The following is a 20,309-nucleotide window of genomic DNA, read 5'->3' on the forward strand; positions in this document are numbered from 1 at the left end:
GAATCTCCTAACGGGTGTAGGTCGCCCGGAGCAACGGGCGCTGTGAAGCCGTCTTGTACGCGGCACCGGCGAGATTCGAATGAGCTCCTGGCCCGGCCCAATCCGGGGACGCGATCCACAGGCCGGTCTGTGCGCCGTTGATGTACGTCGTGGGGATGTCGAACCAAGCACCCTGCGATCGAGCTGAGTAGTAGTGCTTGGTGATCCCGGTTTGCGTCGAGGGCGGGGGTGGCTGGGCGGACGGCAGGGTGGTTCCCGTCCACTTGCGGACCTCAACCTGTGGATCGTCGCCGTCGCTGCCGTCGTCCTCGACCCACGTCTGATACAGGAACACCTCGAGCCTGTTGATCGTCGCGCCAGAGAACGCCTGTCCGACGGTCTTGGCTTCGCCGAGGTATCCGTTGCCGTTGAACAAGATCGCCGAGTGACTGCCCGGAACGCCACCACCCTGCAGAAGCAGCGACCCTGCGGCCGGACGTGACCCGGTGCCGGTGTCGTAGCGCGACCCGTCGGACAACCAGGCGTGAGAATCGGATGCCTTCCACGTGGTCACGTACTGCGTGACAGTTCCGGCGCCCGGTGCCGTCACCGGGACGACGAACGGCGTTACTCCGATGTCCTCGAGCGTCCCGACCCAGGTCGACAGGGACACCAAGTTGGTGACGTCCGGTGCGAAGGTGCCGTACATCGACCACAGGCCCAGCAAGAACTTGAACTGCCGGGGCAAGTTGTCGTCCGTCGCCGGCACATCGAACTCGAACGCCAGGACGTCATCGACGCCGGTTCCCATCGACGGGTAGACGATCGACTGCTGGCCCACGTTGATGTCCGACACCGTCGGGTCGCTGGCAATACCACCCGGCGTCGAAGCGATCGTGCAGAACATCCGCAGCGACACATCAACCATCGTGTTCGTGCCCTGCTTCGCGATGTAGCCCCGCCACGGCATCGAGAAGCGGTACGAGCGACCCGGTACGAGATCGACCGCGAACTGTCCCACCCCGGAGACCGAGCCCCCGGGTTGAATCGTCAGCCCGCTGACCCGCGACTTGAAGTCCGGTCGGGCACGCATGCCGCGCGACAAGAGGTCGGCGAACCCCAGAGGGCCGGACGGGTCGAGAAGTCGGCCAGCGACCGGGATGCCGCTGATGAACATGTCCGTGTCGGAGTGGACCGAGTTGCCGGAGATGTCACCCTTCGGGCCGATCGACGCGACCGGCGGCTGCCCGGGCTCCTTGATGAACTCCAGACGGTTGTCGCCGAGCCCGCCCAGGGTCACCGACAGGTACTGCACACCGTCGTCGCTGATCGAGTACGACCGGAACGAGCCATCCCCGAACAGTCCCGCCAGCACCCCTTGCAGGTCGCCGGCATACACCGACCCAGCAGACCCGAGCGCGATCGCGACCTGGATGATCCCGGCCGTCAGCTTGCCGACGTCGAGGTTCGCGATCGCGTCCGACGACAGCTGTTGAGACACCCACTGGTCGTCGACCCAACGCCACTCAGCGACGATGTTCGTGCCCGGCGACGGCTCGATCTGCCGCCACGTGTCACCGGCCTTGGTGCCGGGCTGCGTGTGGTCGACGTCGGTAGCTGCCCACGTCGAGTAGAACACCCGGTTACCGGTGCCGGCCTGCTCGATGATCGTGATCACGCCGTCGTGATCCAACGGTGACGTGATCGACACCGGCACCGGCTCGGACGGGTCCGAGGCCTTGCCCGCCTGCGAGCGCATCACCAACCACACGAAGTAGTCGCCGGCGTCGTGGTTGACTGACACCTTGCCGCCGCCGAGCGACTCGATCGTGCCGAACCGGGTTGTGGTTGCTGGGAGTAGGTCCGGCGGAGTGTCCACCGAGCCGGTGACGTGCATCTCAACCCGGGCCGCGTCCAACGGCATACCGGTCGTGTCAGAGTCCAGGTAGCCGCCGTCCCAAGTCGCGGTGAACCCGCCGACGTTGTTCTGACTGACGATCGCTGCAGTCGGTGTCGGTGGCGTCGGCCCAGAGAACACGACCGGCGCATAGGTTCCATCGCCCTGCGAGCCGAGACGCGACATCTCATTGCCGGCCCAGTCATTCACCGGCAGCGGGCCATCCTCGATGGTCGACTGCGCGAGATTGCTCGACTGAGCCCGCAGGACGTCCTTGGTGACACGGGCGACGATCTCCTCGATCGTTTTCTTGCGGAAGTCAGTCGGCATCAGACCTCCGCCCCGAACTTGTCCGGTCGCGCTACGGAGAGGATCGCCGTGTCGCCCTCGTCCGGGTTCATCGCGATGTCCTTGATCCGCAGCGTCAGATCCACGTTGGCGACCCAGCCGCGGCCGGAGCCGACCACCTGAATCGTGTCGCCCTCGCTATACGACCCGAGTGGGGCGTAGGAGTGGTTGCGGACCTTCAGCTCGCTGATGTTCTGCTCGCCGGCATACGACGACGCGATCTGCGCGGCCCTTTTCATTGCGAGCGCCGTCGTCTTGATCGACGCGTCTGACGTCACCTTGGTGCGGTGCAGGCGCCCCTGATCGGGGACGGTGGCGTGGCCGCGTACGGCGGAGCGTCCTTGGCCGGCGCCGACGACCAGGACACGGTCGCAGTAGTCAGAGGCCGACAACGACAGGGTCGGCACGGTGAAGACGTTCTCCCCGATCTCGAACCGGTGATGCGGGGAGTCGCGCAAGTCGACGCCGACGGTCGGGTATCCCAGGTGCAGGGTGTGGTCGATGTCGACGGGGTCGCCGACCTGCATGGACTCTCTGTCGGGGGTGTGCCCGTCCGCCCACGCCATGGTCTCGTAAGAGTCGAAACCGCCGTCTTTGTAGAGGTTGTTCCACCAGTCGCCCATGTCGAGGGTGTCCCAGGCGTTGAGCGGGTACGGCTTGAGCTCTGTGCCGTCGGTGTCGGCCTTCGGGACCGTCGTCGTGACATAGCCGAAGATCGCCCAAGTGATGTTGCCCTTGGCGTCTTTGATCACGCCGTCGACCAGCCCGGAGGGGAACACGGCGTGTGCCTTGTCGTAGACGTACTGCTCTTCGATGCTGCCGTTGTCCCAGATCAGCAGCTTGCCGCGGTTGGTCGTGAAAGCGCCTGTGTCCCACCACATTTGAGGGAACGCGTCCCCTGCGTAGTAGCTGGTGCGGGACGCCAGGCCGTACCGCTTGACCTTGCGGGCGTGCCCGGAGGAGTCGTAATCGGTGTAGGTGTAGATGAACGGCGTCCCGGCCGGCAGCAGCGGCGCCTTCGCGTGGGCCTTCTCCAGCTTGTCGAGATCGATGGTCGTCCACTTCTCGACCGGCAACCGGCCGAGGCGGATCGGCGTCGAGGACGGCGAACACACCACGGACAGGCCGATATTCGACCGGGCGCGGGCCTGGAGGTCCTTCCAGAACGCTCGGGCGATGTCGAACGGGTCCGCCTGCACGTAGTTCTTATCGGCACCCTCGTACGGGTCGCCGGTCGGGTATGCCGAGAACCCTTGGCAGGACAACGCGGCCGGGCCGTCGTCGAGGTCCAGGTCGCCGGTGATGATGCCGCCGCCGCGAATCACGCCATCGAGCTCGGCGTACACGGCTGACTGCCACGGCTTCAGCATCGGTGAGCCGTCGCTGCCGACGATCCGCTTCTCCTTGAGTGGGATCGTGGCATTCAGCCCGCCGGGGCCGGACAGGGTCGAGGAGAGTTGCACGCCGGACAGCTCGAGGTCGTTGATCGCCAGTGTTTCTCCGCCGGCCCGGTCGAGGTTGGTGGCGAAGTAGTGCCACCCCTTCGGCGTCGCCATCAGGTGTAGCTCGGATCGGCGACTTCTTCGAACCACACGTCGAGGGACACCTCGGACAGTCCGTCCATCGTGGGCCCCTGTCCGGTGACGACCCGGCCCATCGTCGCGAACGCGACGTTGGACCGGCCGCGGTACTTCGCCGGGATCGCCACGTAGTCCGAGACGCGCTTGTCGATCCGGGACGCGTTGGCGTTGGCTTCGGAGGCGTAGCTGGCCTCCTGTGTCTTCTCCACGAAGTAGACGCCGCTGCCGTCGTCGTCGCCCCACGCGATCCACAACCGGCCGGTGCATTTGGCCGCAGTGACCAGCATGCCGTCGAGATGCGCCGTGACCACCATGCGGGTAGCCCAGTACGGGACGTCGATGCGTTGCAGACCGCCGGCGTTCGGGAACCGTTCCCCGGCGTCGGTCGTGTTCGTCAACTGCTCGGTCTCGCTGTCGAGCAGAGCGTTCGTGCGTGGCACGAGCTTCGTTCGCGGCGCTGTCACCTCGCGCCGGTCGGTGATCATGTCGTTGGTGATCGTGGCCTTGTTCTTCGGAACCCAGACTGTCGCCAGCAGCAGATACGGATCGATCAGCGCGCCAAGGTTCGCAGCGAAGACCACGTCCGGCTTGTTGTACAGCGCCGTCTTCGGGTCCGTCGGCTTGGTTCCGCCGTTGTAGTGGTAGTCGTCGATCCGGATGATGACGGCCCAGTTCATGTCCGCGGGCATGCCGCCGGGGATCTGCACTTGGAACGTCGCGTCGTTGTTCACGCCGTAGGACTCGCATTTGCCCGCGGTCGGGTAGGTGGAGGCGATCGTGCCGCCACCCGGTGCGATGTTCACCGCTGTGCCCGGCACCGACAAAGCGGTCACCTTCAGGTCGCCGGGGGTGGTGATGCCCGTTGCGCCGCCAGTCGAGTTCCATTGGTTGCGCCGGATCGCCGCGGCATTCGCGCGGCCGCCGTCGACAGCCGTGGCAGCAGTCATCGCCATGAGTGAATCTCCTTGTGTCGTAAGAGTTTCAGGCCGGGATGGTGTCCAGCCACGTCACGACCGCGTACGCGGTGTTCGTGGGGTCCACGGCGTCGAACTTGATGAATTGATGACCCGGTTGCAGGCGGGCCGACAGGTACGAGGTCCGCGACAAGGTGCCGGCCTGCGAGATGCCGCCCTTGGTGATAGTCCGGGTGTGGGTGTCGATCACGAGCGTCTGGTCGTGCTGCAGCGTCGCCGACGTCTGGATCGCCCGCCCGTCACCCGACAGGTAGATCTTCGACAGCGTCCCGGTCACCGGCCCGTGTATGACGACCTTGAACGGTGCCGCGCGGTACCCGCCGACCGTCACCTCACCGACGCGGGCCTGACTGGTGTCGTCGAAGTCGATCGGCCAGGTCAGGTCGTCGTCCCACACCACGCCGCCGTCGGACTCCGCCTCGATCAGGTTCAGCGTCAGCGAGCGCGTCGAGGCGTCCTCGGGCTCGAGGTACGCCTCCGGGTTCTCGAGCTGAAACGTGCAGGCGATCTGCTGTGCCTTGTGGTTGCGCTTGTCCCGCGCGACGATCCCGCACTTCTGTGGGCGCCCGGTGATCCGGATCGTTCGCCCGCCCCGGCGGTACCGCAGCGTGCACACCGCACCCTCTTCGGCACGAACACTGACGGCGTCCCAGGCGGCCTGGAACTCCCACAGCACCGGCCACACGTCGAGACCGTGCTGCACCAGCACCGTGAGCGACCACTCCGGGCCGGTCTTGGTGTCCCGGCCGAACATGCTCCCGTCGCTCTGCGACCGGTCAACCGTTTGTGTCTTGATCTCCGAGCTGCCGTAGTCCAGGCCTCCCTTGACGATGATGCCTTGCGTGCCGTTGCCGAACACGTAGCTGTCGGCACCCGACAGCAGCTCCCACTGCTCCTCCTGCAGAACGGTCACCACGATCAGTCACTGCCCGTCGAGAGGAGGACAACGGTTTCGGCCGGTGTGAGAACTCGCTCACGAGCGCCGAAAACTGTTGCGGCGACTACCAGTTCAGGACCGTCATCGCCCACCATCACGTCATACATCCGCGTACCTCCCGCCGTTGTTCGTCCGGATCATGTCGAAGTAGAAGTCCCGGAAGAACGCATTCGCGTCGTTGGGGTTGCCGCCGTGGTAGTTGAACTCGTAGTTGTCGCCACCACGACCGCCGCCGCCCAGCAGGTCGCGGGTCTTGCTCGCGTCGAGGACCCGCTCACCGCCGCGGAACATGCGCAGTGACGGCTCGAACACGAGCTCCGGGCCGCGATCGCCGACGACGTTCAGTCCGGGTGCCGCCGAGTTCGTCCCGGTGCCATACCAATGCGGTCGCCGGGCGAGCCACTTCGCATACGCCGCGGCCGGTGTGCCGTAGACGCTGCGGATGTAGCCCAGGCCCCACTTGATCTGGGTCGCACCGTTCGTCGCCCAGTCCCGGCCGGCCGCGGCCATCTTCGAACCGGGCAGCGCCTGCGGGATACCGAACGCACCCGAAGACGCGTTCTTCGCCCGCGGGTTCCACCCTGACTCGCCGTTCCACAGGCTGTAGAGCGACGACCACTGCCGACCCGTCCAGCCGCGCGCAGCGGCCATCTTCTTGCCCATGGCGATCGCGGCCAGCGAATTGCCCGGCGCCGATCCGCCCAGGCCGGTCATGTCGCCGCCGTCGGCGTGACCGGTGACGAAGTTCTTCACCGCGTCGACGATCTTCCCGGTGAAGCCAGAGATCATCATCTTCGCCATACCGGACGCCGGGATCTTGCCCATCGCTGCGGTGAACAGCTTCTTCGGGACCGAGAATGCCTTGTCCGCGATCCAGTCGAAGATCCCACCACCGCCGGAGGCCGAGGCGACACCCTTCAATCGGTCGAGCATCCCGGCAGCGGTCTCCAGGCCCCAGTGAACGTGGTTGCGGTGCTGCGCGATCGTGTTGCCGTGCTGCGGGAACCAACCACCCTTGTAGAACCCGTTGTTGCCCCACAGCGGCGTGTAGAGCAGGTCGTGGGTCTGGTTGCGGTAGTGCCCATAGATCCACTTCGCGATCTGCGTCAGCATCGAGCGTGACCCGCCGAGGTCGATCGCGCGGCCGATCGCGTGATACGACATCTGCCCGTCGCCCGCGGTACGAGCGCCGGGACGGTATGCCGACGTCAGCTGCGCGTCGGGGAACGCCCGGTGCACCTGTGCCCACTGCCACCGCCACGACTGCCCGCTGCCCGGCATACCGCCGCCGGCGAACCCAGGCGGGCGACCGTAACGGTTGATGTGCTCGAGGTAGCCGGGGAAGTGGCGGCTCATGGACCGGGTCGCAGCCACGTTGTGGTACCACTCACCGGGGTTGACCATTGCGACCGCGTCGTAGTTCGCATCGACGCCGAGCACGTTGTCGGCCTTCGGCCCGCGCCACGGCCCCTGCACGACGGTGCGACCGCCGGTAGCCAATGCTGGCAACACCGAGTGCCCGCCGCCGTTGGCGACGCTGCCGCCATCACCGAACCGCGGCAACTTGATGTTCTTCAACGACCCGAGGCCGGGGATCTTGCCGACCGCGTGCGCGAACTTCTCGATCAGGCCCATAACGTTGTTCAGCGGCGTCGTCATGACCTTCTTCAGCCCGGACCAGATCTTGCCGATCCCGGACACGGCGTTGTTGAAAATGGTCCGCAGGCCGTTCTTCCCCCACCCGAGCGCGTTCGATATCGCGTCCCGGGCCGCTGAGACCGGCTTCGTCATCAGCGCCTGCCACCCGGCCCAGCTCTTGCGGAAAGTGCCTGTCGCCCACGACCATGCGCCCGTGAAGACGGCTCGGACGGCGGCGATGTAGTGCGAGATCCACCACTGCCCGGCCTTCACCGGCGCCAGCAGGATGGTCTTCAGCCCGCCCCACCATTTCGACCAGGTGCCCTTCGCCCAGGACCAGGCCGACGAGAAGAAGCCCCGGATCTTGCCCCAGTTCGACGCGACCAGGATTACGGCGGCGCCGATCGGGCCGGTGATCAGACCGAGGATCAGCTTCCAGTGGCTGCGCACGAAATTCAGCACGCCCTGGAAGGCGCCCGGGATCGTCTTCGTGAAGAATGGGACGAAAGACCTTGTGAACCAACCAGTTACGGCGACCGCGGCTGCCTTGACGCCGTTCATCGCTCCCTGCACGATCGCCCGGAACGTCGCGGACTTCTTGTACGCCAACACGAGTCCGGCAGCGAGCGCGATCAGGCCGACGACGATGAGGCCGATCGGGGAACCAATGAACGCTGCGGTCAGGAGCCGCTGAGCGCCCGTGAGCACACCTGTGGCGATCGCGGCGCCGCGCTGCGCAACTGCCTGCGCGCGAGACGCCACGGTCGACGCGACGGTGGCGACCCGCTGCCGAACCGATGCGAGGATGCCAGTGTTTGTAGCGGCGGTTTGCTCGCCAGTTGCGGCGAGCTCCTGCCGCTTCACCGCCGTCGCGCCACGGGTCGCAGCAGCTTCGACGAACTTGGCGGCCGCGAGCTCGGTCGTAGCGGCAATCTGCAGGTAGAACCCGATGACGGACTGTCGGCCGACGGTTTGGTTCGCGACCTGGGCGAGCTTGTAGGCGACGAATGCGCCGACCAGGACCGGCAACACCTTCGCGAGCAGGCCTGCGTGATCAGCAGCGAAGCCGAGAACCGTTGCAAACAATGACATTCCGGATGCCACGACCGGGCCGAGCGCGGGGAGCTTGCCGAGCTGGGAGCCGATGTTCTTCAGCGACTCACCGAGCGATGACCAGTCGGCGTTCTTCAGTTTGTCGAGCAATCCGCCCAGCTGTGCACCGCCGTCGCCGCCTTTCGCGGCCGAGAACAAGCCCTTGACTTTGGAGACCAACGGGGAGATGTGTCGGCCAGCGATCGCGGCCCAGTTGCCGAGCTTCTGAAAGATCGTGAAGCTCTGCCCGTCCTTCATCCCGGACTGGAACTCGGCCCACTTCTGCTTGATCCCGGAGATGATCACCGGGAGCTTCTGCAGGCCCTTGCCGAGCCAGACGCCGATGTGGTCGCCGATGACCTTCGACTTCGCCTCGAGCGGCTCCATCCCCTTGGTGATCTGGGTGATCGTCGGTGCCAGGTGCGGGAAGATCCCACCGAGGAGACCGGCGCCGATCCGGCCGAGGGACGCCTGGATGTTCTTCATCGCGCCGGAGAAGGTCTTCCCGGACGACTGTGCCGCGCCGCCGAGGCCCTGCTGCATGGCGGTCTGGAACTGGGCGAAGTTGATCTTCCCCTTCGACGCCAACTGCACGACCTCGTCGGAGGACTTGTGCAGCGACTTCGCGAGGAACTGCACGACCGGCACGCCCTTGTCGGACAGCTGCGCGATGGTGTCGCCCTGGATCTTGTTCGACGTGGCGACCTTGTTGAAGATCGAGCCCATGTCGCCCATGGAGGTGCCGGCGATGGTGGCGGCGTCCGCGGTCAACGACAGGGTGCGCTGCAGGTCCTTGCCGGGCTTCACCCCGGCCGCGACCGCACCAGCCGCCGTGGTCGCGGCCTCGTCCATTCCGAACGCGGTGCCCTTCACCGACGCCAGGGCGTTCTTCATGATCGCGTCGGTCTGCTTGCCGGTGTTGCCGAGACCGGTCAGCTTCGCCCGGGCATCGTCGATCGCCTCGAGGCGCGAGAAGCCCTTCGTGAGCGCGGTACCGAGGACAGCCCCGCCGGCGAGCGCCGCGCCGCCCAGGACGCCCTTGACGAGCGACCCGGCCGCGTGTGTGGCCCGAGAGAAGCCGCCGCGGAACGCGCCGCCGGCCTTGTCGCCGGCGTCGCGTCCCGCGCGTTCGGTGACAGGAGAGACGATCGTGCCGCGAACGGACTTGTCCCAGCCCTTGATGGAGGGCTTGACCTCGATGTAGGCAACATCTGTGGCGGCACCGAACGGCACAACGCATCACCTCCCCAGCAGCTGGGCGATCATCAGGTCGGTTTCGTGATCAGCGCGGCGCTGCTTGAGCACGGCGAGCGCCGTCTCGGGTTCGGGGAACGGCTTGCCGCCAGAGAAGAGGCCCAACCCGGTGCCGATGCCGTGCAGAAGATTGACGATCTCCCGCAGCTCGATCGCGGTGGTGTCGAATTCGGACCAGGGCGGCGTCCACAACTTCTTCGACTGCTGATCGCCGTGCTTGTCCTCGTACGCGAGCACTTGGCGGGCGTACTCCGGGTCCTTGTGCATTGCCTCGCGCCACCGGCACGCTGTCGGGAGCTGCTCGATCAGGTCGAGCAGCGCCACCCACCGGCGCTGATGCCACCAGATGGCGAGATCCACGCCGTACTCGTCCATGAGGTCGGCGCGGATCTCAGCCTTGTAGTGGCCGATCAGTTCTTCGAGGCGTCGTCTTTTCCCGGGGTACCGAAGAAGGCCTCGTAGTGCTCGACGACGAGCTCCATGAACTTCGACATCTGCCGGTAGGTCTTGATGTCCTGCTCCAGGTCGTCGAGCGCGTCCTTGCCGAGGTACTTGATCAGGAACTTCTCGCCGTTGGAGTTGGGGTCGCGCATGGCGCGCCCGAACTCCTCGGCTTCGCGCCAGTCCATCTCGCTCGGGTCAGGGAACACGACGCGCTTGCCGGCCCTCGTCATGTAGATGAATGGGTCTTGCGCGATCTCGTTGTCGAGGTCTTTGAGGGTTGCGGTGACCTTGGGCTTGTCGTTGTCAGTCATGCGGGTGCTGCCTTTCTTGTGCGGGTGAATTGTGTTGCTACTTGGGGATGTCCGAACGGACGACGTCGTCGCTCGTCGGGTCGGTTTCCGGCTCAGCGTCGGGCGATTTCTCGTGCGTGAACACGAGCTCGGTCGGTAGCAGCCGGAGCGTTACCGCGACCGCCTGCCCGGATCGATCCATTCCGAAATCGAGGCTGTCCCTCTCGACCAGGACCTCGGCGCCGTTGACGAAGATGCGCGACGCGCTCGGCTTGTGCAGGGGCGCGTCTGAGCGGTCGCGGATCTCTACTCGAGTCCGTGGCACCTCGTAGTCGGTCATCGCGCTACTCGTCGTCCGCGGTGAGCGCGTCGACCAGGTCGGCCTTGTTGCCGGTGACGGGGATCTGGTCTTCCTCGGCGCGGCCCTCGTTGCGGCGATCGATCTCGGCCTTCAGATCGGACACCTTCATCGACTCGTAGTCGTCGGGTGCTTCCTGCTCCTGGACGAACCCGGATGCGCGCAGTCGTGCGCCCTCGATGGCGTTGCTGGTCTCGACGACCTGCTGGTCGTCGCCCTCGCCCTTGGTGAATCGGGGCATGGTGAATTCCCTTCTCGTGCTGTCGGTTTGGAACAGCGGGTGCGACAGACATGAGCAGGCCGGGGGCACACCCGCGTAACCCCCGGCCTGCGACTCGTGGTGGTGCTCAGGCCGCGGTCTTGAACCCCTGCGCGGTCGGGTCGAACGCGGCGCCGCCGATGTAGTGACGCACCGAGAAACCCTCGGGACCGGTCAGCGCGTCGAGGGTCAGCTCCATCGACCGGGCATCTTCCGCGGCGAACTTCTCCGAGCCGAGGTCGCCGAGCTTGGCCTTGGCGAACCCGAACCCGCGGTAGTACGGCTTCGCGACGGTGCCGTCCATGAAGATCGACAGGAGGCGGTACTCGCCGGACTCGGGGATGTCCGGCTCCTCAAACACGATCTCCTTCGTGGTCGCGTCAGCGGTGATCTGCGAGAGGTCGATGCCGTAGGCGAGCTCGAGCTGCTGCCGCTTGTCGGACTCCAGGGGAGTCACCTTCAGCGACTTCGCCGCCTTCGAGATGTCGACCCGGACGGAGTCGGAGTAGCCATACCCCTCGACCTCGTCCTTGGAGATGTCCCGGGCCAGCTCGTACCCGTCCTTGGACACGATGCCCAGAGGCCACCAGCCGTCGAGTGCCGGCAGCGCCAGGAGCTTGCCGGTGGCGTCCAGCAGCTTCAGCGGCAGCTCGGCGTCCATCGGCGCGAGGAACGTCACGCCCTGCAGGGCCTTGCGCACGTTCGCCGGAGTGTCAGCCAGATCCTTCAACTCCGCGAAGGTCATCGGTGTATCGACCATGATGTGAATCCCCTTTCAGGGCATAGGAATTAACCCCGATCCAGGGGCGTAACGGTGTGCGGGTGTGAAACTCTCGGCGGCTCAGTGGCCGCGGGTGGAGACGCGGTATGACGCGGTAACGAGGCTGATGTCGTCGGACTTGTATGGCACCTCGTCCGGGATCACCAAGGCGGCGATGTTGTCCAGGAGGCCGATGCCTTCGACGTCGTGCGGCAGGCCAACGATCGCCTCGTGAATCTCCATCGCGACATCATTCGCGGCGGTCGACCCCTTGGCGTAGGTCTCGATCTGGATCCGGTCGTCACGCATGACACCGCTCTCGGTGCCGCCCGTGCGATACACACAGATCGCAGGCAGGTCGCCCTCCCACCCGTCCGGCAGGTAGAAGTGAGTCGTGCCGAACGGCTCGCACAGCGCCCGCACGCCGCGGCGGGCATCCGGGAACCGGTAACCCATCAGCCGCCCTCGACGAACGCCGCAGTGCGCGACAGGACGTGGTGTGCGCCGCGGCCACGCTCGACTGCCCACGCGTAGGGTGCCCGGTTCACCAGGCGAGCGCCGGCGCGGGTCTTGCCGTCTACCTCGACTGGTGCAGCCTCGACCTCGAACGAGTTGAGGTACTCGCCGGTGAGAACCGGGGAGATCGAAGCCGCGAACACGGCAGCGGTCTCTGCGGCGAACATGCACGCTTCCTCGACCGGCTCTGACCGGAGCATCCGGTCACGGCCGGCGTGGTTCGGTTCGACACGAACGTCGGACATGGTCACTCCTTCCTGAGTGGCACCTTCAGCCGGTCACCGGCCGGTGACGGGTCGCCGGCGACATTCCAGACGCCCGCGAGCGCCGTGGTGGTGATGCGGACGCGGTCGGTGTTGCGGACGGTGAGAGCGCCGTCGACGAGCATGGTTGCCTCGGTCACGGTTTCGTCAGCGCGGCCGAGCGGCTCGCTGGTCGTTCCGGGGATGAGCAGCGCCGGCACGTTCGGGATCTCCTGCACGTCGGTGGGGTCGCCGTCGGAGTTGCGGCCGCCTGTGCGCAGCAGCGTCACCGTGGCTTCGATGGCGCCGCCGGCAGGGCGCCGGTCGCCGGCCGTGACGCGGGTGAACGCGATCGAGTTGCCGGTGTAGACCGGTTCGCAGGTCAGCACCCAGGCCGTGTTGCCTCGGTGCGTTACCTGCGCGTCCGGGGAGAACAGCGCCTCGAGCGCATCCTGCGCGGCGCGCGGCGGGATCCGGATCGTCATGAGCGACACCATGATCGAGTTGCCGTCGACGACGAGGGTCTCGCGGGAGTGCTTGACCTGGACGTGGTCGACGTCGACCGGCGATCCCCATGTGCCGGCGATCGAGTCGATGCGGTCGAACGGTGCGACGGTCACCGAGTGGGTGCACAGTCGCGGGCTGATGCGGCCCATCAGCAGCGAGGTCCGCGAGCGCGGCTGTCCGGCCACGGCGCCGGCTTCGGGAACCGGCCTCGAGGCATCGGGATGGTGGACGTCGCGCCGGGCCGGTTCTTGGCCCAAGCCTTGACGTTGTCGAGGATCTGTCGGCGGCGGTCGATCTGCCACTGAGAGGTGATCTCAGCGGCACCGTCGGATGACATCGACGTCGGGTTCTCGTAGGCGATGCCGCCGAGCTCGATCGCCCACGCCTTGAACCGCGGCGACCCGATGACCTGAGAACCGAGTGAGGTGACGTCGTCGACGTCAGCGGCATCCGAGAGCCACCCGGCCACGACCTGTTCGGCGACCACTGCATCTTCTTCGGAGAAGTCGGACTCCTCCGCATAGTGCAGCCAGTTCTTCAACTGCGTGGGTTCGAACAAGGCCATGGCCGGGCACCTCCTATCGGGGTACGAGACAACCCTTTCGGGTCAGCTGCCTGACTTCGCGGCGAACCGCTTGCTGATCTCTTCGACGAGCTCCGGCTTGGTCTTGAAGCCCTTCGCGTCTTCAGCGGACAGGCCGACCGCATTCGCGGCGAATGCTTCCCAGACCTTGCGGCTGTCACCGTCCGCCGGGAGCTTGCTCGTGTCGATCACGAGCACCTCGGGGTCGTTGGGGACGGTCGCCGTGTCGTCGACAGAACCGCGCCGTGGCGCTTCGGACGCGGTGAGCAAGCCCATCCGCACCAGAGCGTCACGGACGCGGGTGTCGATGCCGTCGGGGGCAGCATCGCCCTTCTTGACGAGCTTCTCCTTGCCGTTCACCTGCACGGAGAGGTCGTGGACTGTGGCGAAGTACTTGAGCGATGCCATCAGTTGCTCACCCCCGTGTTGACGAGGCGGCGGGCCGCGCGCGGCTCACGCACCACCGAGATCATCGGCCGACGACCACGCAGCAGCCACGCGTCGTTGCGCTTCGGGTCACGTCCGGCCCAGGTCTCGATGCCGGTCGCCGGATCGCCGGAGTACTCCGGCGACGGGATCCGACGGAACGCCCTGGAGCCGAAGACCTTGCGGTCCAGCACCATGGAGTCGACGCCGACCGGCAGCTTCGCCGGCGCGAACGTCAGACCCGCGACCACCGGAAGCTTGCCGGTGTTGATGACGCCGTTCTGGCCCTCGCGCGGCAGTGCCGGCAGCAGACCGTACGAGGCCCACGCGTATGACGTCCACGACAGCAGCACGGTGTCTGCCTCGTAGTTTTCGTCCTCGTCGTTGATCGAGGCGACCGCGAGCATGATGTCCAACCACGCCTTCTGATTGGAGGTCGTCCAATCAGCCTGCGCCTCAATGGTCTTCGTCACCGCGGCGGCAGCGCCGAGGACCGCGGGCGTGTCGATGCCGCGGCGGACCTTGCGCCCGACCTGCTGCGCAGCGCGCTGCAACTCGTCGCGCTTGGACTCCTGCAACGCCTCGTCCGTGATCGGCACATCCTCACCAATCTTCGGCACGCGAGCGAATGCCGCGGTGCCGTCGGTCGGCTTGGCCCGAGGGTACGTAGCGCCAGGCGCGATCTCCTCGGGATCACGATCGACGTACGCTCCTTCGCCGACCTCGTACAGCAGCGCCCCGTTGGTCTCGATCGTCGTCGGGAACAACCAGTCGCTGAGGAACGTGTCCGCGTTGACGTCGTTGACCATACGGCCGACCGAGGTCGGGTCCTGCAGGAAGCGCCACAGCACCCGGATGTCGACATCCGACTGCTTCGGGGCGCTCGGGTAGATGCCACCCATGAGAATCTCCTTCGCTCAGACCGTCAGGTAACGGCAGACGGAACCGGCGGTCGCCTGGCCCTGGACACACAGCCCGATGCGGGCCGGTTCCGGGTCGGTATCGACGGTGAACTTCTTGACCTTGCCGGCGCCAGCGGCCTGCAGGTGATCGCCGGCGGCGACCGCTTCGGAGACCGCGATCTCCTCGACATTGCCGCGAGGCGTGTGGACCGTGACGCGCTGCCCGGCGGGGCAGTCGAACGCTGCCACCCCGACATGCTTGGTCGAACCGGCAGCAGCCGGACCCACCTCCATGTCGCCGGTGATCTCGACGGGCTGCCCGCCAGTCACCGCAGCGGACGCGGTGAACGTGATCGGCTGCGCCGACTCGGCGTAGACCGGTGTGTAGTCGGACATGTCAGGCCTCCGTGCTTTCGGGGAAGACCTGGTTGTACAGGTCCTCCGGCTTGCCCTCGGCGTCGTCGAGGTCGTCGTGCCCGAGCTCGTCGACCGGGATCAGACCCTTCTCCAGACCCGCGAGCGATGCCTCGGCGCCCTCGGGGTCGGCTTCGAGGGACTTGATCCAGTGCTTTGTGCGGGCAGGGGCGATCCGACCGTCCCTGACTGCGGCCTTGACCAGACCCTGGCGGTGCTGCGACTGCTGCTCCTTACGTGCCTCACGGCCCGCCTTGGCATCTGCGCGCAGCTGCTCGTAAGCCTCCTCGTCGAGCGCGACCACGCCCTCGGTGTTGCCCTGGCCACTGTTCGACTCGTCGGCCCGCTCCTGCAGCGCTTCATCGAGCGCGGTCAGGATCGTGTCGCCGTCGGCGTCATCGGAGACACCGAGCCGCTGCGCCAGGCTGGTGGACTGCTCGTCGGTGATACGCGACATCGCAGCTCCTTCCTGATTGGTGTCCCCGGACGCCGCTGCGGCCCCCTGAGACGTGGACCCGGACGCGGACGCGGCCGGGGGCTTTCGGGCCGCGAGCGCGGCGGGGGCGGGTGCTGCTGCGCGGCCAGGATGTTGGAACAAGGCCGCGGCGGCGTCGGCGAGCTTGGCCTTGGCGGCGGCCGACTCTTCCGGGTCGGCTTCGCCGTCGACGCGATCGGCAAGGCCAGCCTCGACGGCTTCCTCGGCCGAGTACCACGTCTCGTCCGCGTCGGACATGATCGAGCGCCACTCATCGCGGGTTCCGCCGGCCTTGCGGGCGTACATCGCGGCGATGTTGTTGCTGACTTGGTCCAGCCGATCGCCGGCCGTGTGCATGTCTGCGGCGGGCCCGACGCACACCATCCAGGCGTCGTGGATCATGAACTCCGAGTCCGGCAGCATTACGATCTCGTCGGCGCCCAGCGCGACGATCGTAGCCGCGGACGCCGCCATACCGTCGACATACGCCGTCACCGTCGCCGGGTGCTGGGCAAGGGCGTTCTTGATCGCGATCGCCTCGCTGCACAACCCGCCGGGGGAGTTGATGTGCAGCTCGATCTCGTCGACGTCGAGCGCGTCGAGCTCGTCGACGAAGTCCTTCGACGTGACGCCGAACCAGCCGTACCCGATCGCGTCATACAGTCGGATCTTCGCCGACTTCGAAGCTGACTGATCAGCGGCAGCAACCGGTTCGATGGTGAACCACTTGCGGCCCTCGACGTTCAGGGCCTGCATCACCTGCAGGGGGTTGGTGGTCATGCGGCGTCGTCTCCTTCTGACTTGCGGGGCAGCTTCAGTGCCAACCGGGTGTGAGCTTCCAGACCTTCATCCGCAGTGAGGACCTTCGCGTCGACGAGCGTCTTGATCGCCGTCGCGAGCGCAGCAGCGTTGCTGCCGATCTCTTCGAACACCAGCCGCGGGGCCGGTTCGTCAGGGCCCCAGTTCAGGTCGACCAGGTCCTCGATGACGTGACCGGTGAATGTGTCCGCGACGTCAGTCGCGACCGCCACCAGGGACTGGGTGAAGAAGTCCGCGAAGGTCGTTCCCAATGCCCAGGATCCGGTCTGGGTGCCGAGGTTGAGGAAGTGCGCCAGCACCGCGCGAGCGATCTGCTCGTCGTGGTACTGGATCGGCTTCATCGTGTCCGGCAGGGTGCCGTCGACGCCGACGAGATCAAACATCGAGCCGTTGCGGATCGAGATACCCGAGTTGTCGCCAGCGCGGGCGTCGGCCGCGAGCTGCTCGCCGTGCTCGAGCTCCTCGTCGGTGTTGTCTGGCCCGCCGGTGTAGCGCGGAATGCCCATACCGTTGCGGTCGATGCTCGAGGTCTGAGTGCGCAGCACCCGGTCCTTCAACAGCCAGTTCTTGTATGCCGTGCGCAGCAACGACGTCCCGGCCCAATTGCCGCCCTCGCGTTCGTTGACGTACGCCACCAGGCGCGAGGTCGGAATGAAGATCTCGTTTTGCGCACTGCTGGTCGCGAGACCTGGCGGCTTCTGCACGATGCCGTCCAGCCCACCGTCCCGGGCGACCTTGAACTTCTCGATGGACCGCGGCATCCGTGGGCCGAGCTTGCGCAGGTGCGCCAGCCCGGTCGCGTCGTCGATCCCGTAGAGCTGCTCGAAATACATGTGCCCGAACGGGATCATCAGCAGGGCGTGCCGTAGGTGGAACGACCAGGAGAACCGGTTTCGGGTGCGGCCCGGGACGCTGTCCTGGCCCATGACCGGGATGCCGAGATCCTGCGAACAGTGCTGCACGACCTCGTCGCGAGCGCCGGCCGGGTCGATCCACCACCTGGTCGAACGGACCGGGTACGTGACCGCGCGCAGCACCGACCCGACCTGCGCGTCCTGCTTGCGCATCGCGTCATACACCGGGATGCACTGCGGCCAACGCAGCTCCGGCGTCGTCTCGTCATCGAGCGAGCCGATCTGCCACCAGTCCGTGCCCGGATCCGCGACGGCATACCCGACCTCGCGGACCGCACGCTGCGTCTTGCGGGGGAGAGGCTTCTCCGCCCTGACGGCGGAGGCCTGCCGCAGAGCACGGCTCGGGCGGAACGACGAAGACGCCACGCGTCACCTCCCAGGGTCAGAAATCCACGTTCTGTGGGTTGAAGTTGCCGCGGCGCGGGGGGTGGCGGCGCGGCGGTTGCCGTGTCGCTGCTCGGTCGCCGCCGGCCTTGCGCGGCAGCGGCGGCGGTCCGGTCTGTGCGCGTTCGCTCTTGATGACGGCCCATCCGGCGAGGCTGCAGCCGACGACCGGGCCCTGGTTGGCGCCCGTCGCGACTGCGCGCCGCCACGTCCACCGGTCGAGGAGCTTGCGAGTCTGCGCGGCCGCGAGCGCGTTCGTCAGGACGGGCGCCCCGCGGTGCCGCACCGTGGGCGGTGGCCGTTCGCCCGGATCGTCAGGGTTCGGAGGCGGATTCGCCGCGGTGTATATCCACGAGGCCGACGCGACCAGGTCTCCGGCCTCGAAGGTCTTGTACTTGATCTCGGCGTCGTCGAGGTCGCCGGTCATGAAGCCCAGCGGCCCCTTCGGGTCGAGCCATACGGTCGCTCCCCAGCGGTCTCGCAGCTCCTTGGTGCGTTCGATCATCCAGACGACACCGGGGTCGTGCTGCACAACCTCGAGGTGCATCGCCTCGTCGACACGGCGTCCGGCGACGCTGATCGTGCCTCGCTCGAGCTCCGGATCCGCCTCGAGCACCAGGTGCAGCGGTGTGTCCGGTGCTGGCTGCGAATCGACGTCTTCGGCGCGGTCCCATGCTTCTTTCGGGATGACCCAGGACATGCCGTCGCGGCGCGGGTACGTCTGCACGCCGCAGCGTTCCCGACCGAAGTCGGGTCGCGTCATACGCGCGAATTCCTTCGCGACGAACTCATAGGTCAGACCCCGGCCGAGCCGAGGGTTGATGCGGGCGACCAGGCCCAGGTCGTCGAACTCGTTGTCGGCGTCGGCATGCCACCCGCGGTAACACAGGCTGCGACGTTGCAACTCGTAGTCACGCCAAAGCGACGCCTGGACCGTCGCGGCCAGCCCGCCGGCGGATCCGGCGTAGTTGATCTGGGCGTTCTCCTCACCGGACACCAGCGGCATCAGCGCGGCCATCTGCTCATCGGTCAGGTTCTGATCCTCGTCGAGGATCAGACGCTTGAATCCCTGGCCGCGGGCGGAATCTGTTGTGCGAGTTCGGAAATAAACGATCTCGCCGGTCTTCAACTCGATCGCCCGTTGGCCGTTCGTGTAGCGCGGCCCGGCCGGGATGACCTCGGCCCACAGCTTCGGCGTTCGTTTCAGCACCGCGACGATGCTCTTGAAGATCTTCTCCGCGGTGTCGTCCCGGTGTGCGGTGTACATGATCAGCGGCTCGCGCAGAATGAACAGTGCGAAGAGGATGATCACCTCGAGGCGAACAGACTTGCCGTTCCGTCGGGAGCAGATCTCCTCGGTCTCCCCGGCTGCCCAGCGCTCGACGAGGCTGCCGTCCCGCTGCTCGACCATGTTGCAGCCCAGGTCGTCGATCAGACCGTTCTTCTGGAACTCATACAGGTCATAGCCGCAGTACTCGGCGAAATCGATCGCGTCGTGCCCGTGCGAGTACTGCGCCGGCGGCACCAACCGGTGCGTCGGTTCCTGCTCACCCAGGGGGAGATCGGCGAGCGAGTACTCCTTGTCAGGAGCCAGCAGATCGGTTAGCCGCATCCCGCTCTCGCTTCTCCCTCATCTCGTCCAACCGGTCACGGGCGACGACGACCTTCGACGGGTCGCCGCCTCGGTCGCTTTCCGAACCTCGTGATGCAGCGTGCGCGGCGACGGCCAGGCCCTTGAGCCGGTCACGGCGGGCCATGATCTTCAGCACCTTGTCGACCGCGCTCAGATCGCCGCGGCTCGCTTTCTTCCACACCTCGGCTTGCAACGCGTCGAGGCGGGCGAGCTCCAGCTCGCGGTCGTCCGTGACCGATGTGCCGTCGACCCGGCCCCGCGCCATCGCCCGCGCGTACGCCTTGTATGCCGAGCCCTTGTTCGCGAAGCCGAGCTCTGTCGCGATGTCGTCGAAGTTCTTGCCCTGCCGGCGCAGCTCGAACGCTTCCCGATCGCGCTCGATGACCTGCGCCCGCGAGCGCCGCGAATCCTTCTCGGGCTTCTTCGGCGGCATCGGGGATCACCACTTCCGTGAAGGCCTCAGATCTTGCATCGTTTTGCCGAGTCGTCCGCCGGCGGCGGTGTTGCCACCTTCGGGACAGTCTTCGTAGTCCGCGTGCTCGAACCTGTCAGCTTTCGAACCGGGGGAGAGGGCCGCATCCTGCGTGTGGCCGTAATGCAGCTTCTGACCCCGCAGCATCGGCAGTCCGCAACGGGGACAGGGCGTGTTGTACGCCTCCTCGATCTCCAATTCGCGCCGACGCT

General features: G+C 66.5%; 21 protein-coding genes. All 21 read right to left on the reverse strand.

Features of this window, described 5'->3' with window-relative positions:
* Positions 1 to 7: 7 nt before the first annotated feature.
* The 21 genes from ACZ50J_RS02195 to ACZ50J_RS02295 all read right to left on the reverse strand — a co-directional run bounded on the left by ACZ50J_RS02195 (position 8) and on the right by ACZ50J_RS02295 (position 20,058).
* Positions 8 to 2,206: a hypothetical protein gene (locus ACZ50J_RS02195; RefSeq protein WP_464299653.1), complete on the reverse strand. Its 2,199-nt coding sequence runs from the start codon at positions 2,204 to 2,206 to the stop codon at positions 8 to 10.
* Entirely contained in the window at positions 2,206 to 3,780 is a 1,575-nt protein-coding gene (locus ACZ50J_RS02200) for a hypothetical protein (RefSeq protein ID WP_464299654.1), read from the reverse strand. The genes ACZ50J_RS02195 and ACZ50J_RS02200 overlap by 1 nt, the downstream gene beginning before the upstream one ends.
* Positions 3,780 to 4,757 (reverse strand): hypothetical protein, encoded by a 978-nt coding sequence (locus tag ACZ50J_RS02205; RefSeq protein ID WP_464299655.1) that lies wholly within the window; start codon positions 4,755 to 4,757, stop codon positions 3,780 to 3,782. Before ACZ50J_RS02205 ends, ACZ50J_RS02200 begins: the two co-directional genes overlap by 1 nt.
* A gap of 28 nt (positions 4,758 to 4,785) precedes the next feature.
* A complete protein-coding gene (locus tag ACZ50J_RS02210; RefSeq protein WP_464299656.1) occupies positions 4,786 to 5,691 on the reverse strand; it encodes a phage tail family protein in 906 nt (301 codons plus the stop codon).
* A gap of 123 nt (positions 5,692 to 5,814) precedes the next feature.
* Complete coding sequence (locus ACZ50J_RS02215) at positions 5,815 to 9,678, reverse strand: aggregation-promoting factor C-terminal-like domain-containing protein (RefSeq protein ID WP_464299657.1); 3,864 nt, start codon at positions 9,676 to 9,678, stop codon at positions 5,815 to 5,817.
* A gap of 6 nt (positions 9,679 to 9,684) precedes the next feature.
* A complete protein-coding gene (locus ACZ50J_RS02220) occupies positions 9,685 to 10,059 on the reverse strand; it encodes a hypothetical protein (protein WP_464299658.1) in 375 nt (124 codons plus the stop codon).
* Positions 10,060 to 10,109: 50 nt separating this feature from the next.
* Positions 10,110 to 10,454, reverse strand: a complete 345-nt coding sequence (locus tag ACZ50J_RS02225; RefSeq protein WP_464299659.1) for a hypothetical protein — start codon at positions 10,452 to 10,454, stop codon at positions 10,110 to 10,112.
* Positions 10,455 to 10,491: 37 nt separating this feature from the next.
* Positions 10,492 to 10,773 (reverse strand): hypothetical protein, encoded by a 282-nt coding sequence (locus ACZ50J_RS02230; RefSeq protein WP_464299660.1) that lies wholly within the window; start codon positions 10,771 to 10,773, stop codon positions 10,492 to 10,494.
* A 4-nt stretch (positions 10,774 to 10,777) separates the two neighbouring features.
* Positions 10,778 to 11,032 (reverse strand): SAP domain-containing protein, encoded by a 255-nt coding sequence (locus tag ACZ50J_RS02235; protein ID WP_464299661.1) that lies wholly within the window; start codon positions 11,030 to 11,032, stop codon positions 10,778 to 10,780.
* Between the two features lie 106 nt (positions 11,033 to 11,138).
* A complete protein-coding gene (locus ACZ50J_RS02240) occupies positions 11,139 to 11,810 on the reverse strand; it encodes a phage tail tube protein (protein WP_464299662.1) in 672 nt (223 codons plus the stop codon).
* An 81-nt stretch (positions 11,811 to 11,891) separates the two neighbouring features.
* Entirely contained in the window at positions 11,892 to 12,266 is a 375-nt protein-coding gene (locus tag ACZ50J_RS02245; protein WP_464299663.1) for a hypothetical protein, read from the reverse strand.
* Positions 12,266 to 12,571, reverse strand: a complete 306-nt coding sequence (locus ACZ50J_RS02250) for a hypothetical protein (protein ID WP_464299664.1) — start codon at positions 12,569 to 12,571, stop codon at positions 12,266 to 12,268. Before ACZ50J_RS02250 ends, ACZ50J_RS02245 begins: the two co-directional genes overlap by 1 nt.
* Before the next feature lie 2 nt (positions 12,572 to 12,573).
* Positions 12,574 to 13,260 carry a hypothetical protein gene (locus tag ACZ50J_RS02255; RefSeq protein ID WP_464299665.1) on the reverse strand — a complete coding sequence of 229 codons (687 nt, stop codon included), beginning with the start codon at positions 13,258 to 13,260 and terminating at the stop codon, positions 12,574 to 12,576.
* Positions 13,224 to 13,640, reverse strand: coding sequence for a hypothetical protein (locus ACZ50J_RS02260; RefSeq protein ID WP_464299666.1), 417 nt, complete (start codon positions 13,638 to 13,640; stop codon positions 13,224 to 13,226). Before ACZ50J_RS02260 ends, ACZ50J_RS02255 begins: the two co-directional genes overlap by 37 nt.
* 42 nt (positions 13,641 to 13,682) lie before the next feature.
* Positions 13,683 to 14,066 (reverse strand): hypothetical protein, encoded by a 384-nt coding sequence (locus ACZ50J_RS02265; protein ID WP_464299667.1) that lies wholly within the window; start codon positions 14,064 to 14,066, stop codon positions 13,683 to 13,685.
* Positions 14,066 to 14,986, reverse strand: a complete 921-nt coding sequence (locus ACZ50J_RS02270) for a phage major capsid protein (protein WP_464299668.1) — start codon at positions 14,984 to 14,986, stop codon at positions 14,066 to 14,068. Before ACZ50J_RS02270 ends, ACZ50J_RS02265 begins: the two co-directional genes overlap by 1 nt.
* A gap of 15 nt (positions 14,987 to 15,001) precedes the next feature.
* Entirely contained in the window at positions 15,002 to 15,382 is a 381-nt protein-coding gene (locus ACZ50J_RS02275; protein ID WP_464299669.1) for a capsid cement protein, read from the reverse strand.
* 1 nt (position 15,383) lies between these two features.
* Entirely contained in the window at positions 15,384 to 16,655 is a 1,272-nt protein-coding gene (locus tag ACZ50J_RS02280; RefSeq protein ID WP_464299670.1) for a head maturation protease, ClpP-related, read from the reverse strand.
* Positions 16,652 to 17,974 carry a phage portal protein family protein gene (locus ACZ50J_RS02285; RefSeq protein ID WP_464299671.1) on the reverse strand — a complete coding sequence of 441 codons (1,323 nt, stop codon included), beginning with the start codon at positions 17,972 to 17,974 and terminating at the stop codon, positions 16,652 to 16,654. The genes ACZ50J_RS02280 and ACZ50J_RS02285 overlap by 4 nt, the downstream gene beginning before the upstream one ends.
* 16 nt (positions 17,975 to 17,990) lie before the next feature.
* Entirely contained in the window at positions 17,991 to 19,604 is a 1,614-nt protein-coding gene (locus ACZ50J_RS02290) for a hypothetical protein (protein WP_464299672.1), read from the reverse strand.
* On the reverse strand, positions 19,576 to 20,058 hold the full coding sequence (locus tag ACZ50J_RS02295) for a hypothetical protein (protein ID WP_464299673.1): 483 nt from the start codon (positions 20,056 to 20,058) through the stop codon (positions 19,576 to 19,578). Before ACZ50J_RS02295 ends, ACZ50J_RS02290 begins: the two co-directional genes overlap by 29 nt.
* Positions 20,059 to 20,309: the final 251 nt, after the last annotated feature.

Source organism: Flexivirga sp. G2 (assembly GCF_055397625.1).

Coding starts and splice junctions, on each gene's coding strand:
- ACZ50J_RS02195 (WP_464299653.1), bottom strand. CDS start 2,206: ATGCCGACTGACTTCCGCAAGAAAACGATCGAGGAGATCGTCGCCCGT.
- ACZ50J_RS02200 (WP_464299654.1), bottom strand. CDS start 3,780: ATGGCGACGCCGAAGGGGTGGCACTACTTCGCCACCAACCTCGACCGG.
- ACZ50J_RS02205 (WP_464299655.1), bottom strand. CDS start 4,757: ATGGCGATGACTGCTGCCACGGCTGTCGACGGCGGCCGCGCGAATGCC.
- ACZ50J_RS02225 (WP_464299659.1), bottom strand. CDS start 10,454: ATGACTGACAACGACAAGCCCAAGGTCACCGCAACCCTCAAAGACCTC.
- ACZ50J_RS02230 (WP_464299660.1), bottom strand. CDS start 10,773: ATGACCGACTACGAGGTGCCACGGACTCGAGTAGAGATCCGCGACCGC.
- ACZ50J_RS02235 (WP_464299661.1), bottom strand. CDS start 11,032: ATGCCCCGATTCACCAAGGGCGAGGGCGACGACCAGCAGGTCGTCGAG.
- ACZ50J_RS02240 (WP_464299662.1), bottom strand. CDS start 11,810: ATGGTCGATACACCGATGACCTTCGCGGAGTTGAAGGATCTGGCTGAC.
- ACZ50J_RS02245 (WP_464299663.1), bottom strand. CDS start 12,266: ATGGGTTACCGGTTCCCGGATGCCCGCCGCGGCGTGCGGGCGCTGTGC.
- ACZ50J_RS02250 (WP_464299664.1), bottom strand. CDS start 12,571: ATGTCCGACGTTCGTGTCGAACCGAACCACGCCGGCCGTGACCGGATG.
- ACZ50J_RS02260 (WP_464299666.1), bottom strand. CDS start 13,640: ATGGCCTTGTTCGAACCCACGCAGTTGAAGAACTGGCTGCACTATGCG.
- ACZ50J_RS02265 (WP_464299667.1), bottom strand. CDS start 14,066: ATGGCATCGCTCAAGTACTTCGCCACAGTCCACGACCTCTCCGTGCAG.
- ACZ50J_RS02270 (WP_464299668.1), bottom strand. CDS start 14,986: ATGGGTGGCATCTACCCGAGCGCCCCGAAGCAGTCGGATGTCGACATC.
- ACZ50J_RS02275 (WP_464299669.1), bottom strand. CDS start 15,382: ATGTCCGACTACACACCGGTCTACGCCGAGTCGGCGCAGCCGATCACG.
- ACZ50J_RS02280 (WP_464299670.1), bottom strand. CDS start 16,655: ATGACCACCAACCCCCTGCAGGTGATGCAGGCCCTGAACGTCGAGGGC.
- ACZ50J_RS02290 (WP_464299672.1), bottom strand. CDS start 19,604: ATGCGGCTAACCGATCTGCTGGCTCCTGACAAGGAGTACTCGCTCGCC.
- ACZ50J_RS02295 (WP_464299673.1), bottom strand. CDS start 20,058: ATGCCGCCGAAGAAGCCCGAGAAGGATTCGCGGCGCTCGCGGGCGCAG.